Genomic DNA, 12,914 nt, shown 5'->3' with positions numbered 1-12,914 from the left:
GCCCCGACCGGGGGGTCAGGCGAGCTCTCTGACCACCGAGAGGTACTCCATGATGGCGTCCCGGTTGCGGGTCAGGCACTGGATCCGGCGGGTCATCCGCTCCATCTCGGACTCCAGGGTGTCGAGCATCTCCGGGGTGGCGTCCGCGAAGTGGATCGTCTGCGGGGTGTCCAGACAGGGCAGGATCTGCTTGATGATCCTGGTCGGCAGCCCCGCGTCCAGCAGCCCCCGGATCTGCAGCACCCGGTCCACCAGGTAGTCGTCGTAGTCCCGGTAGCCGTTCGCCTCGCGGCGAGGGGTGATCAGGCCCTGCTTCTCGTAGTAGCGCAGCAGGCGCGGAGCGCTCTCCGTCAGCCGAGCCAGTTCGCCGATTCTCATGTGACCGCCCCCACATCCCGACCAGGCCGTCCCGGCTGGACCTTGACATCCATGTCAATGATAGACGATCGGCCCATGTCGACGAACGAACTCCGCTCCCCCACCTGTCCGATGGCGCCGCCCGCGAGCTCGCCCCGACTGCCCTGGCCGGCGCTGCTGGCCCTGAGCACCGCCGGGTTCGTCACCTTGATGACGGAGGCCCTGCCGGCCGGTGTCCTGCCTGCAATGAGCACGGACCTCGGCGTCAGCCAGACAGGCGCCGGACAGTCCGTCACGCTCTACGCGGTGGGCTCCATCGTGGCCGCCATCCCGCTGACCGCCGCCACGGCCGGCTGGCCGCGCAAGCGGCTGCTGCTCCTGGCTGTCGGCGGCTTCGCGGCGGCCAACACGGTGACCGCCGTTTCCGGCAACTACCCGCTCACCATGGCCGCGCGCTTCACGGCGGGCCTGGTCGCCGGCCTGCTCTGGGCTCTCTTGGCCGGGTACGCCCGCAGCATCGTGGCGCCGGAGCAGCGCGGACGGGCGATGGCGGTGGCGATGAGTGGCTCGACCGTCGCTCTCTCGGTGGGGGTGCCGGCCGGCACCGCGCTCGCCGGTGCTGCCGGGTGGCGGGTCGCCTTCGGGCTGATGAGCATGATCGCGCTGGCCCTGGTCGGCTGGATCGCCGTCAGCGTCCCGGCCGTTCCCGGCCGCGACGAGCACGACCGGCCGCCACTGCGGAGGGTGCTGCGAATCCCCGGCGTGGCAGCCGTCCTGGGCGTCACCGCGGCTTTCGTCCTCGCCCACAACCTGCTTTACACCTACGTCGCCGCGCTGCTCGAACCGCTGAACCTCGAAGGGCGGACCGACACCGTGCTGCTGGTCCTCGGCCTGTCCTCGTTGGTCAGCATCCTCGCCACCGGGGCACTGATCGACCGGCACCTGCGCACCCTGGCCCTCGCCGCCTGCGGGCTCCTCGCATTCGCCGGCACCGTCCTCGCCACCGCCCTGCTCACCTCGGCGTCCTGGCCCGTCTACGGCGCCGCCACGGTCTGGGGCTTCGGCTTCGGCGGCGCCGCCACCCTGCTGCAGACCGCCGTCGCCGACGCCGCGGGCACGGCCGCCGATCTTGCCCAGTCCCTCCTGGTCACCTGCTGGAACCTCGGCATCGCCGCCGCCGCATTTGCCGGCGGCCTCCTCCTCGACCACACCGGCCCGAACTCTCTGCCCTGGTCGGCCCTGGCGCTGCTGGCCCTCGCCCTGACCGTCACGGCCACTGCCCGCCACCACGGCTTCCCGACCCGCCGATGACCTCGTTCGCGTGACGACCGCAGGGCGGTCAGGCTGCCGACGCCACGAGTGCTGCAGCACCATCTGCCTCCGGCGATACCAGACGGCAGTTTGAAACGATCAGTAAGTGGGCCTTCGGCGCAGCCGCCACCCACCCCAGGCGGGTCAAGTATGCGCTGCCGGGCGGTCGATGAGCCTGCCGGACACAGCAGCGCACACAGGCCCTGGGCTGTGACAGTGCCCGGGGCTTCGTGCACGCCTCGGCCGTGCTCCCCAGCCGGGCAAGGTTCCCCGTCCGGTCCGGGAGCCGCGACCGATTGTCAGTGGTGGGTGAGACGGTAGGAGCATCGAGCCGGAAAGAGGGGGAGCTGCTGCCATGTCCGGAAACCAGAACTACATCAACCACGTTGCCCTTGTACTGGATGCCAGTTCGTCCATGTCGCACCTGAGCCGCAAGGTCGTCGAAGTCGCCGACCAACAGATCGCCTACCTTGCCCGCCGGTCGCGGGAACTGGACCAGGAAACCCGCGTCACGGTGTACGTCTTCGCAGACACAGTGGAGTGCGTCATCTACGACAAGGACGTGCTGCGGATGCCGTCCCTGAAACAGCTGTACCGGGCCGGTGGAATGACGGCTCTGCTGGCGGCCGCACTGAAATCACAGCGGGAGCTGGCACAGACAGCCCAACTGTACGGCGACCACAGCTTCCTGACGTTCATACTCACCGACGGGCAGGAGAACGCAAGTCACCACTGTCCGGATGCCCCTGCCAGGAATCCGCGTGAACTGGCCGAGGCCGTGGCCGAGATGATCCGGACACAGCAGGACAACTGGACACTGGCCGTCCTCGTGCCGGACCAGATGGGCAAGCGCGAGGCCATGAACTGCGGTTTCCCGAAGGACAACATCGCCATCTGGGACGCCACGAGCACACAGGGCCTGGAGGAGGCCGGGCAGGTCATCCGGCAGGCCACCGAGAAGTTCATGATGGGCCGTACCCAGGGCATCCGGGGATCACGGGCAGTGTTCTCCACGGGCGCTGAAGCAGTCAACAAGGACACCATCAAAGCGGCCGGCCTCACCCCGGTGAACCCGTCGCAGTACCAGCTGATCCCGGTCACCCGTGACGCCGCAATCCGGGAATGGGTCACCGAATGCGGGCACACCTACCGCACCGGCAGTGCGTTCTACCAGCTGAGCAAAACGGAGAAGATCCAGGCACAGAAACAGATCGCAGTACTGGAGAAGAAAACAGACCGGGTATACACGGGGCCCGAAGCCAGAGCCCTGCTCGGCCTGCCCGACGCGGAAGCCCGCGTCAAACCCGACCACAACGACCACTTCACCATCTTCGTCCAGAGCACCAGCGTGAACCGCAAACTCGTACCCCACACACGGCTCCTGCTCATGCTCTGACACCCCGAAACCCCGTCGGGCCCCGCGGGACCCGTCCGCCCCTCCACCAGCGCCGACAAAAACGGAGCATCACCCGCTGTACCAGGCGCACTCGGATGATGCGACAACGCAGCGAAGCGCCGTTCCCGGGGCCCCAGCGATGGCAGGGTGGCAGCCAGGGGAACACCGATGGCCCGTACCGGGCCCGTCGGACCCGCCCCAGGGCGTGTCCGGCCTGGGAATCCGGCCGGGCCGGGACCCAGGCCTGCGGCCCGGCCGGAGCACGGCAACCTGGTCAACGCCCCCGCGGCGTTCCCCAAACACCCGCATAAAGAAGACGCTAGGCGGTTTGGGTGAAGTCGGCTGTGGGTGCTCGAATGCAATCCGGTCAGCGTCCGCGCGGCGGTCCACCGCTTCGACGACGGCGGAATTGGGGCACTGCCCGACGCCGCGCGTCCGGGCCGGTCAGCGAGGGTGCTGGGCGGCGTGGACCGCGCCGCGCTGGCCGACCTGCCGGACCGGTCCGCCGCGGCCGGCGTCGCCTGGACCGTCCCGGCCCTTCGTGACTGGCTGCGCGAGCGGCGTGGAGTGGAGATCTCCGCTGACTGGCTGTGGGAGTTGCTGCGCCGTGACGGGTTCCGTTGGAAACGGACCCGTGACAGCGTGCGGCACCAGGCCGGCCCCGTCGTCCAGCAGGCCGCGAAGGCGCAGCCGGAGGACTTGCGGACTTACGGACTTACGGATGGAGGCGCACGCGGGCGGGCGGGATCTGATCTTCCTGGACGAGTCCGGGTTCGCTCCGACCATGCGCACCGGATACACCTGGTCCAGGGGCGGGCAGCGGGCGGTGGTGCCGAAGGAGGCCACCCAAAACCGTCGGGTCAACGTGCTCGGCGCGAAGGTCGTCGGCAGCGAGCCGGACCTGGTCTGGCAGCGCACCAGCGGCAAGATCGACGCCGGGATGCTGCTGGAGTTCGCCTGTCTCCGCCTGGCGGGCCTGGGCGGCGGGGCAGCCGTGCTGGACCTGACCGCCGACGGCCTCGGCATCGACGTCATACCGGTCTGGGAGCGGCGACGGCCGTGCACGATCGTGCTGGACAACGCTTCCGCGCATGCGGCTACGGCATTCAAGGGCCGCCGCCAGCAGCTGGCGAAGATCGGAGTCGAGCTGTTCTACCTGCCCCCGTACAGCCCGGAGTTGAATGACATCGAACTGGTCTGGCGCCAGGCGAAGCACCAGGAACTACCCGCATCGCACGCAGACCAGCACCGACGCCATCGGCAAGGCCGTCGACCAGGCCATGAACCATCAACGCGACCGGATCCGACAGTCAGCAACGAACCGCATCCGAGCCGCTTAGTTGCGCTTGGGCCAGATCGGGCCCTGGTCCGTCCAGATGACGCCCTTGTTGCGGCACAGGCAGAACGGGTGGCCGATCGGGTCGGTGTAGACCTGCCAGCCGTAGCCGTTGGGGCCGATGAAGTCCTGCCTCAGCGTCGCGCCGAGGTCGAGGACGCGGCGCTGCTCGGACTCGATCTCGTCCACTTCGAAGTCGAGGTGGTACTGCTTGGGGTGCTCGCTGTCGGGCCACTGCGGAGCGCGGTAGTCGTCCACCCGGATGAATGCCAGCTCGATCTCGCCGAACTGGATGCCAGCCCAGTCCCCGGAGCTGCCTTCCTTGATCGGACGGCCCGTCACTTCGGAGTAGAAAGCCGCCAGCTTCATGGTGTCCGGGCAGTCGATGATGAAATCTGTGAGTCGCAGCATCCCGCGATCTTGGCACAAGCTCACACCCGACTTCGAGACAGGCCCTGAGCGGCTCCACTGAGGTGCGGGAACAGAAAGTTCCTGGGAGGCTATGGGGGCTTCGGCCCCAGACCCCGTTCACCAAGGGTGGCCAGGTTTGTACCGCAGGTGCGGATCAGCAGCGGACTTCGGCGGAGCCGCTTAGGCATCGCGTGGGCATAAGCCACTGGCCGGGCGGTCGAAGACCTGTCAGGCACACCAGCACGCACAGGCCCCGGGGCGAGACAGCACCCGGGGCTCCGTGCTGCACCTCGGCCGTGCGTGTCTCAGACCTCGACGCTCTCGCCGATCGGCACGATCGCCAGCGACACTTCGGTGAGCATCTCCGGGCTCAGGAACCGCGCGGTCGACTGCTGGCCGACCTCGCTGAGCATGACCTCGTGGATCTGGATCAGCCGGCTGGGCGCCACCTCCCGGACGAAGTCGGCCGCCTCGCCGAGCTTCGTCCAGGGGCCGCTGGTGGGCAGCAGCAGAGTGCCCACCCGGGCGTCGGGCACGTGGTACGCGTCACCCGGGTGATAGAGGCAGCCCTCGACGAGATAGCCGACATTGGCCACCCGCGGGATGTCGCGGTGGATGGACGCATGCAGGTCGCCGAACACCGCGACCTCGAACCCGCCAATGGTCAGGCAGTCGCCGGCCGCGACCGCCGTGACCTGCCCGCGGCGGGCCGACCACCGCTCCACCACCGAAGCGGGACCGTAGACCCGCAGCTCGGGCCGGGCATCCAACCACTTCGCGATCAGCTCCTCGTCGAAGTGGTCGAAGTGCTCATGGGTGATCAGCACAGCCTCGGCGGCAGCCACCGCCTGCGCGGCGTCGGGGGTGAAGGTGCCCGGATCGATGACGATCCGCGAATCCTCCCTGGCGAGGGAGACACAGGCATGCGCGTGCTTGGTCAGCTGCATCAGAACAACCTCTCCGGCATATATACAGTTCGAAGCCGACCGCCATGACCGCGTCAGCCAGCTGGCCGAGGCCATCGCCGACAGCCTGAGCGACGACGATCTGCAGGTCCTGGCCGAGGCCCTGCCCCTGCTCGACCGGATCGCGGCGCAGATCGCCGAAGGCGCTTCACCGGCCGACCGCGGTCCCGTCACCGGAGCCTGGTGACGTCCGCCTCGTGGGCATCGTCGGCTCGCCCGGCCGCCCCCACGCCATCGTGGTGGAGCTCGCGGACGGAAGCCGGACGGTCACCTCATCGCGGCTGACCCCGCCTCAGCTTGTCATTTATGGTCCAGAATCGAACACGGCTCGAACTTGGTCGGGGTTTTCGCAGTTCAAGGGCAAGCACCAGATGGTGCCCGGCTGGCCTTACTCGGTGCTGGCCGCGCTGGAGACCGGCCGCACGTCCTGGCGGATCGGCCGCCGCAGGACCGGCCGATGCGCATCCACGACGCGTACACAGCGCCGGCGAACGCGGCGGACGCACTCGAAGTGACCACCGACACCTGGTGCGTGACGGCCTGCTGGGCAGAGCACAACTCGGCGGACAGGCCCTGGGTGGCAGCCAGGACCTCTGGAACCACCGCCTACCCCTGCGCAGGACGGACCGCGCATTCGCTCTGCTTGAGATAGTTGTTGTCGTTCTGGCTGGTCACCACGATATCCCCCCGCACGCTTGTCACCTGGGCGAGCTCAAGGGGCACAGTCGAAGCGACCGTCCCCTGCGTGGAGTTCGCGCTGACCTGTGTCTTCCCCTGGTTGTCCGTGAACCAGTCGGAGCCGCCGTTGTCCGCAGCAGTCCTGGAGCCGTTGCCGAGAGCCTCGGCGACAGCGTACGTCGTGCCGTTTGTGCCGGTCACCGTCATCTCGTAGATCACGCTGTAGAGGTCACTGCTTCTGGCGCGTAAGGCTTGGCCGAGTCGTCCAGTACCAGCGCACTGAACGTGGACGTTCCCCGCCCCATCTGCGCGTCCTTGTACTGGATGATGCAGTTCCCGAGCCCCTGCTGCGCACCGCGCTCGAGCCGATGGGCATCGCTACTGTTTCGCTGCGCAGGACTGGGCCTGCGTGACGGCGTGGCCGTGGATCGCTTCACCGTGGCCGGACTGGCCGACGGTGCACTGCGTGCAGCGCTGGAGCCGGGCGGCGCAGGTTTCGCTGCGCTGGGGCGTGGCAGACCGGCGGCATATCGAAGCTCCGAGCCTCCGGCGACCCTGCAGGGTCACCCCGACAACCGGAGCCTCGTTGCATACAGGAAAGGCATCCTCCTGGGTTCGTTCAGGAAGAAGGGCTGTTTGCGGATCGCGCCGCTGAACGTGCCGGAGATGGCCCCGGGCACCTTCAGACGCCTTCGCCTTCCGCCATGCGGCACGAATACGACGCAGCAGCCGGACTCGTGACGGACGGAGTCAGGGGCACCTGCCGAGACCACGGGTATGGCGACCACTCCCCCAGGCGGCCGATGGCCACCGGACCGGACCGCCCACCGCGCACGGAACCCGCGTTCCGGGGCGCTGCTTGCACAGTGAAGCCGCTCCCGGAAGTCCGGCCGACGCTCCTGCACAACAAGAGGTCACGTCACGGCAGGCGACCGCTCCGCACGCCGGCGCAGCAGGACCGGGCCCGCCAGGGCCACGGCGTTGCCGAGCAGGATGCAGGCGACGCCGAGGACGTCCTGCGTGGTCCAGGTGAAGTCCTCGAAGGCGGTCGACAACAGGAGTGAGACGACGGGGAAGAGGACGGTGGCGTACGCCGCCCGTTCGCCGCCGATGCGGCCCAGCAGGGTGAGGTAGGTGCCGAAGCCGACGACGGAGCCGATGACGGCCAGGTAGACCAGACAGCCGGTGTACTTCCACGACGGCTCGTACAAGGTGCCGTGGCCGAAGAGCGCGGCGAACGGGGCGATGAGCACGGCGCCGTACAGCATCGACCAGCCGGTGCTCTGCACGACCGGCACGCCGGCCGCCTGGACCTTGCCCGAGACGACGTTGCCCAGGCAGAACACCAGGGTTCCGGCACAGGCCAGCACGATGCCCAGGCCGTCACCGGAGGAGGGATCGAAGGCGGTCAGGGCGGGCCAGAAGACGGTGACGATGCCGGCGAGGCCGAGCACGCCACCGGCCAGGACCACGCCGGGGACCTTGCGGTGGAAGAAGATGCGGGCGAAGCAGATGTTCACCAGGAGGGACATGGCGAACACCACCGAGACCAGCCCGGTGGCCAGGTGCTGTTCGGCGAAGTAGAAGAGGACGAAGTTCGACGAGAACATCAGGGCGCCCATGAGGGCGAACCGGGCGTGCATGCGGGCGGGGTAGGCCAGGGGCAGTCCGCGTGCCCGGGCGTAGGCCAGCATGATCACGGCGGCGAGGGCGAAGCGGTAGAAGACCGACAGGGTGGGATGGACGTCGCCCAGCTGGCCCTTGATGGCCAGCCAGGTCGAGCCCCAGATGGCCACCGTCACCGCGTACAGCAGCGCGTTCACTGTGCCATCCGCCTCTCCACCACTGCCGCCAGTCTGCGGACGCCCTCGCGGATGGCGTCGGGCGAGAGGTAACTGCACGACAGGCGGAGCCGGTTGTCGCCGGCGTGGTCGGTGTGGAAGTAGCGCATGGGGGTCCAGATCACGCCGTGCTCGCTCGCGGACAGGCGCAGCAGTGCGTCGTCCGCGGGGAAGGGCAGGGTGAGGGTGAGGAAGAAACCGCCGTCGGGGGTGTTCCAGCCGATGCCGGTGCGCTCGCGCACGGCCGCGGGGAAGTGTTCGTCCAGGGACGTGAGGAGGACGTCGAGGTTGGTGCGGTAGAAGTCGACGGCCTGTTTGTTGGCCTCGCGCAGGCGGCAGTCGTGGGTGAGGAGCATGCCGCCGATGAGGGCCTGGCTGAGGGTGGGGGTGTTGACCGTCACCATGCTCTTGATCTTGGACAGTTCGTCGGCGAGAAGAGTGCGGCGTCCGTCCGGGCCTGTGACGGTCTGGTCGGCGATGATGTAGCCGACGCGGGCACCGGGGAAGCAGGTCTTGGCGAACGAGCCGAGGTGGATGACGCGGCCGCGGGTATCGAGTGCCTTGAGGGTGGGGCGGACGGTGCCGGTGCGGGTGAAGAAACCGTAGGGGTTGTCCTCCAGGACGAGCAGGTCCTCGCTGTCCGCGATGTGCAGGAGTTCGTGGCGGCGTTCCAGCGGGAGGCTGGCGCCCGAGGGGTTGGAGAAGTCGGGGATGGTGTACAGCGCGCGGGGGCGCTTGCCGGCCGCCCGTACCGCCTGTACGGCGGCGAGCAGTGCTTCGGGGCTGACGCCGCTGTCGTCCTCGGCGACGGGGACGGTCTCGATGTCCAGCAGCCGGGCCGCGCCCGCGATGCCGACGTAGACGGGGTCGGTGACCAGCAGGACATCGGAGGGGCCGGCGAAGAGGGCGCGCAGGGTGATGAGCATCGCCTCCTGACAGCCCACCGTGACGACCACGGCAGCCGGGTCGGTCTCGATGCCCTCGTCGTTGCGCAGGGTCCGGGCGATCAGCTCGTGGATCTGGCCGTTGGTGCGCCCGTACTGGAAAAGGCTGGTGCGCACCTGGTCGGGGGTGCGGCCCAGGTCCTCGGTGAGGTGGCGGGTCCAGGTCTCGAGGTAGGCGGTGATGCTGCCGGTTTCGAAGAAGCCCTCGTAGGGGCGTCCGGGGCCGAAGGAGATGGCATCGGGGTGGCGCAGGGTGATCTCGTTGAGGAAGTTCATGACCTCCATCAGCGGATCGGCGAGGGAGCCGTGGAGTTCGCCGAGGGGAAGGACGAGAGGTGTCACAGCCGGCCTTCCCACAGGACCGGGCAGAACTGCGGGTCGGTGTAGTCGGGGTGGCCTTCGGCGTCCGGGCGGACGAGAACGTCGTTGTTGTAGACGACGTTGCCGCCGCCGGCCAGCGGGTAGGGGCGCCAGGCGTTGTCACGGTCCTGCAGGTGGAGGCTGATGGCGCGGCGGGGACGGCCGCTGGTGTTCAGACCACTGCCGTGGTAGGTGCGGCAGTGGTGGAAGCTGATGTGTCCCTTGGGGATGACGACGGGGACCTTGCGGACCTCGGCGCCGTTGAAGGCGGCGTTCTCCTGCAGCATGTCCTCGAGTTCGAGGCGGTCGCGGTCGGCGAAGTGCCGGGTGGTGGAGTCGTCGGCGCCGGTCTCCCGCCAGGTGTGGCTGCCGTCGACCATGCTGATGGTGCCCATCTCCTCGTCACAGTCGTGGAAGGGGATGAAGGCGGTGAGCATGTTGTCGGAGGTGCAGGTCTGCCAGTAGTGACGGTCGAAGTGCCAGGGCACGATGTTGCGTTCATCGGCCGTGCCGGACGGCTTGTAGATCAGCGTGCTGTTCCACAGCCGGATCTGGTCGGTACGGGCGATCAGTGCGGCCGTCGCCGCGATGACCGGCTTGGACAGGATCCGCCGGATCGTGGCGTCCTCGTAGAAGATGTAGTCGTTGTGCCGGTGCACCTCGCCCTTCTCCGGCGTCCAGTAGGCGAGCCGCGGCGGGCGGGTGGGCAGGGTGCGGTCGCGGTGGCCGGCGTAGAACCGCTCGCTGGCCTCGACGAGTTCGTCGACCTCGGCGTCGGTGAGGAGCTTGCGGGTGAGGAACCAGCCGTGCTCCTGGTAGAAGTCCACGTCCTCGGCGGTGGGCAGGAGTTCACGGTCGGCGGGGCTCAGGGAGAAGGCGTCCACGACGGTCTCCAGCTGCCGGTCTGCGGGCATGGGAAAGGTCTCCTCAGAAGTGGTGGGGGGTTGCGGGGGTCGTGTGCTGCGGCGCGTGGAGCAGGTCCGCGTCGACGGATGCCAGGTCGGGGCGGCCGCACAGGGCCAGGGCGTTCTCCAGTTCGGCGCCCAGGACGGACAGCACTTCGCGTGCGCCGTCGGCACCGTCCACGGCCATGCCCCACAGCACGGGCCGGCCCACCAGGACCGCCCGGGCGCCCAGGGCCAGCGCGACCAGGACGTCCGTGCCGCGCCGGATGCCGCCGTCGACCAGCACCTCGCAACGCCCGGCCGTGGCGGCCACCACCTCGGGCAGTGCCTCCAGGGCGGTGACGGCGCCGTCGAGCTGGCGGCCGCCGTGGTTGGACACCACGATCGCCTCCACCCCCAGGCCGGCCGCGCGGTCCGCGTCCTCTGCGGTCAGCACGCCCTTGAGGACGATGGGCAGCCGGGTCAGCGAGCGCAGCCAGGCCAGGTCGTCCCAGGTGAAGGCCGCGTCGTGGTGGCGTTCGGCATGCGCACCCAGCGCCGAGGCACCGGCCGTGCCGGCGTGCAGGCCGGCCGAGACCTCGCTGCCGAAGTTCGCGGGGGATATACCCGGCGGCAGGCGGAAGCCGTTGCGCAGGTCGCGCGGTCGGCGGGCCATGCGCGGGGTGTCCACCGTGACCACCAGTGCACGGTAACCGGCCGCCTCGGCCCGCCGGACGAGCGCCTCGGTGGTGGGGCGGTGCCGGAAGACGTACAGCTGCATCCACAACGGGCCGTCGGCCGCCCGGGCCAGATCCTCCAGCGGGGTACCGGAGAACGTGCTGACGACCATCAGCGCGCCGGCCTCCCCGGCGGCGCGGACGCAGGCGAGTTCGGCCTCGGGAGTGACCAGTCCGTGGAAGGCCATCGGCGCGATGCCGACGGGCAGCCGGACGGTGCTGCCCAGCAGGGTGGTGCCGGTGTCGCAGCGGGAGACGTCCACCAGGACCCGGGGGCGCAGCCGGTGACGGCGGTATGCCGCCTCGGACTCGTGCAGGGTGGTCTCGTCGCCGCTGCCGCCGTCGATGTAGTCCCAGGCGGAGGGCTCGACGAGGTCGCGTGCGGCGGTGCGGTAGTCGTCCAGCGTGACCAGCGCCTGCTGGACCGGTGCGCTCATGCCTGCGCCGTACCCGCGAGCACGGGGGTCTCGTCCGCGCCGCCGGTGCGGGCCCGTTCGCGTTCGACGGCCTCGTAGAGGGCCTTGATGTTGCCGCTGCCGAAGGTGCGGGCCTCGACGCGCTGGATGAGCTCGAAGAAGAGCGTGCGCCGGGCGTAGGGGGACCGGGTGAAGATCTGTATCAGGTGACCCCAGTCGTCACGGTCGACCAGGAGGCTCAGCTCGCGCAGGGTCTCCGTCTCCATACCGACGTCGATACCGCGGTCGGCCAGCGCCGTGTAGTAGGCGGACGGGGTGGAGAGGAAGTCCACGCCGCGGGCGGCCAGCGCACGTACGGCGTCGGCGATGGTGTCGGTGCCGAACGCGATGTGCTGGACGCCGGGGCCGCCGAAGTTGTCGAGGAAGTCGTGGAGTTGACCCCGGGGGCCGTCGGTGCGGGGCTCGACCATGGTGAAGGTGATGCGACGGCTGTCGTTCTGCACGACCTTGGAATTCATGGTCTGGCCGCCGACGACGATGGTCTCGTCGTAGGTGTGCTGCAGGCCGAGGGCACGCTCGTAGAAGGAGACCGAGCGGTCCAGGCTGTCCGGGCGCAGGCAGAGCGCCAAGTGGTCGACGCTGTGCAGGAGTCGGCTGCTGCTGCCGCCCTGGTGCGCGACGGGCCGGTGGACACCGGGCAGGAAGGAACCGTCCGGGTTCTCGCGCTGGACGAGTGAGTGGACCAGGTCGGACTCGGTTCCGATGACGGCGACGGTGACCCGCCCGGACTCGTCCTCGTGGACGGCCGGTTCCCGGACGGCCTCGGCCCCGGCCGCGACGGCGCGTTCGAAGTCGCCGACCGCGTCGGTGGACGAGAAGGCCACGTCCCGTACGCCGTCGCCGTGGCGGCGGACGAAGTCGGCCGTGGGGCCATGGTCGTTCAGGGAGGAGGTCACCACGAGCCGGACGTCCCCGTGCCGCAGCACGAACGAGCGGTTGCCGTCCGCCCCGGCACCAGGACCGGCCTCCGCCTCGGTGTGGAATCCGTAGGCCGAGCGGAAGTAGTGGGCTGCCTGAACGGCGTCCCCCACGCTCAGGCCAACGTGGTCGACAGCCAGCAAAGTCACGTCTCTCACCTCTGTTGCGCGATCGGGCCGACCCGCACGGCGGCACAGCACGCCGTCGGCTCGCCCGGCCCTGCAGCGGGCCGGTAATTCACTGCGTGGAACTGCGTGGAGTGGAACTGCGTGGAGACGAAGGGCACGCCGCTGTGACCTT

General features: G+C 69.2%; 12 protein-coding genes and 2 pseudogenes. 5 read left to right on the top strand and 9 right to left on the bottom strand.

Features of this window, described 5'->3' with window-relative positions:
* Positions 1-15: 15 nt before the first annotated feature.
* A complete protein-coding gene (locus ACMATS_RS37285; RefSeq protein ID WP_390779306.1) occupies positions 16-378 on the bottom strand; it encodes a MerR family transcriptional regulator in 363 nt (120 codons plus the stop codon).
* Positions 379-453: 75 nt separating this feature from the next.
* Between ACMATS_RS37285 and ACMATS_RS37280 the strand changes: the two genes are divergently transcribed.
* From ACMATS_RS37280 to ACMATS_RS37265, 4 genes and pseudogenes are all read left to right on the top strand, one after another.
* Positions 454-1,668 carry an MFS transporter gene (locus ACMATS_RS37280; RefSeq protein WP_414170564.1) on the top strand — a complete coding sequence of 405 codons (1,215 nt, stop codon included), beginning with the start codon at positions 454-456 and terminating at the stop codon, positions 1,666-1,668.
* Between the two features lie 355 nt (positions 1,669-2,023).
* The gene (locus ACMATS_RS37275; RefSeq protein ID WP_390779308.1) at positions 2,024-3,064 is read left to right on the top strand and encodes a vWA domain-containing protein; all 1,041 of its coding nucleotides are present in this window, start codon (positions 2,024-2,026) and stop codon (positions 3,062-3,064) included.
* Between the two features lie 348 nt (positions 3,065-3,412).
* Positions 3,413-3,730 (top strand): annotated as a pseudogene (locus tag ACMATS_RS37270) (winged helix-turn-helix domain-containing protein); the annotation flags it as partial.
* Between the two features lie 55 nt (positions 3,731-3,785).
* Positions 3,786-4,295 (top strand): annotated as a pseudogene (locus tag ACMATS_RS37265) (IS630 family transposase); the annotation flags it as partial.
* 105 nt (positions 4,296-4,400) lie between these two features.
* On the opposite strand, the gene ACMATS_RS37260 reads toward ACMATS_RS37265, so the two are convergent.
* Positions 4,401-4,811 carry a VOC family protein gene (locus ACMATS_RS37260; RefSeq protein ID WP_391156745.1) on the bottom strand — a complete coding sequence of 137 codons (411 nt, stop codon included), beginning with the start codon at positions 4,809-4,811 and terminating at the stop codon, positions 4,401-4,403.
* A 305-nt stretch (positions 4,812-5,116) separates the two neighbouring features.
* A complete protein-coding gene (locus tag ACMATS_RS37255; protein WP_414170562.1) occupies positions 5,117-5,758 on the bottom strand; it encodes an MBL fold metallo-hydrolase in 642 nt (213 codons plus the stop codon).
* Here ACMATS_RS37255 and ACMATS_RS37250 point away from each other — a divergent pair.
* Positions 5,745-5,963, top strand: a complete 219-nt coding sequence (locus ACMATS_RS37250; RefSeq protein WP_414170561.1) for a hypothetical protein — start codon at positions 5,745-5,747, stop codon at positions 5,961-5,963. The genes ACMATS_RS37255 and ACMATS_RS37250 overlap by 14 nt on opposite strands.
* Before the next feature lie 419 nt (positions 5,964-6,382).
* Here ACMATS_RS37250 and ACMATS_RS37245 read toward each other — a convergent pair whose 3' ends face one another.
* The 6 genes from ACMATS_RS37245 to hppD all read right to left on the bottom strand — a co-directional run bounded on the left by ACMATS_RS37245 (position 6,383) and on the right by hppD (position 12,763).
* Positions 6,383-6,673 (bottom strand): hypothetical protein, encoded by a 291-nt coding sequence (locus ACMATS_RS37245; protein ID WP_414170560.1) that lies wholly within the window; start codon positions 6,671-6,673, stop codon positions 6,383-6,385.
* Positions 6,674-7,368: 695 nt separating this feature from the next.
* Positions 7,369-8,277 carry a DMT family transporter gene (locus ACMATS_RS37240; protein WP_414170559.1) on the bottom strand — a complete coding sequence of 303 codons (909 nt, stop codon included), beginning with the start codon at positions 8,275-8,277 and terminating at the stop codon, positions 7,369-7,371.
* Positions 8,274-9,581: a PLP-dependent aminotransferase family protein gene (locus tag ACMATS_RS37235; protein ID WP_414170558.1), complete on the bottom strand. Its 1,308-nt coding sequence runs from the start codon at positions 9,579-9,581 to the stop codon at positions 8,274-8,276. The genes ACMATS_RS37240 and ACMATS_RS37235 overlap by 4 nt, the downstream gene beginning before the upstream one ends.
* Complete coding sequence (locus tag ACMATS_RS37230; protein ID WP_390779317.1) at positions 9,578-10,513, bottom strand: phytanoyl-CoA dioxygenase family protein; 936 nt, start codon at positions 10,511-10,513, stop codon at positions 9,578-9,580. Before ACMATS_RS37230 ends, ACMATS_RS37235 begins: the two co-directional genes overlap by 4 nt.
* A 13-nt stretch (positions 10,514-10,526) precedes the next feature.
* Positions 10,527-11,657 (bottom strand): alpha-hydroxy acid oxidase, encoded by a 1,131-nt coding sequence (locus tag ACMATS_RS37225; protein WP_414170557.1) that lies wholly within the window; start codon positions 11,655-11,657, stop codon positions 10,527-10,529.
* Positions 11,654-12,763, bottom strand: a complete 1,110-nt coding sequence (gene hppD, locus ACMATS_RS37220) for a 4-hydroxyphenylpyruvate dioxygenase (protein ID WP_414170556.1) — start codon at positions 12,761-12,763, stop codon at positions 11,654-11,656. The genes ACMATS_RS37225 and hppD overlap by 4 nt, the downstream gene beginning before the upstream one ends.
* Between the last annotated feature and the right edge of the window lie 151 nt (positions 12,764-12,914).

Origin of the sequence: Streptoverticillium reticulum, assembly GCF_047456005.1 — a bacterium.
Lineage (GTDB): Bacteria > Actinomycetota > Actinomycetes > Streptomycetales > Streptomycetaceae > Streptomyces > Streptomyces reticulum.
The sequence above is the reverse complement of the archived record's forward strand: the minus strand, read 5'-3'. Positions and strand labels throughout refer to the sequence as shown.

Coding starts and splice junctions, on each gene's coding strand:
- ACMATS_RS37255 (WP_414170562.1), bottom strand. CDS start 5,758: ATGCAGCTGACCAAGCACGCGCATGCCTGTGTCTCCCTCGCCAGGGAG.
- ACMATS_RS37280 (WP_414170564.1), top strand. CDS start 454: ATGTCGACGAACGAACTCCGCTCCCCCACCTGTCCGATGGCGCCGCCC.
- ACMATS_RS37285 (WP_390779306.1), bottom strand. CDS start 378: ATGAGAATCGGCGAACTGGCTCGGCTGACGGAGAGCGCTCCGCGCCTG.
- ACMATS_RS37225 (WP_414170557.1), bottom strand. CDS start 11,657: ATGAGCGCACCGGTCCAGCAGGCGCTGGTCACGCTGGACGACTACCGC.
- ACMATS_RS37260 (WP_391156745.1), bottom strand. CDS start 4,811: ATGCTGCGACTCACAGATTTCATCATCGACTGCCCGGACACCATGAAG.
- ACMATS_RS37275 (WP_390779308.1), top strand. CDS start 2,024: ATGTCCGGAAACCAGAACTACATCAACCACGTTGCCCTTGTACTGGAT.
- ACMATS_RS37230 (WP_390779317.1), bottom strand. CDS start 10,513: ATGCCCGCAGACCGGCAGCTGGAGACCGTCGTGGACGCCTTCTCCCTG.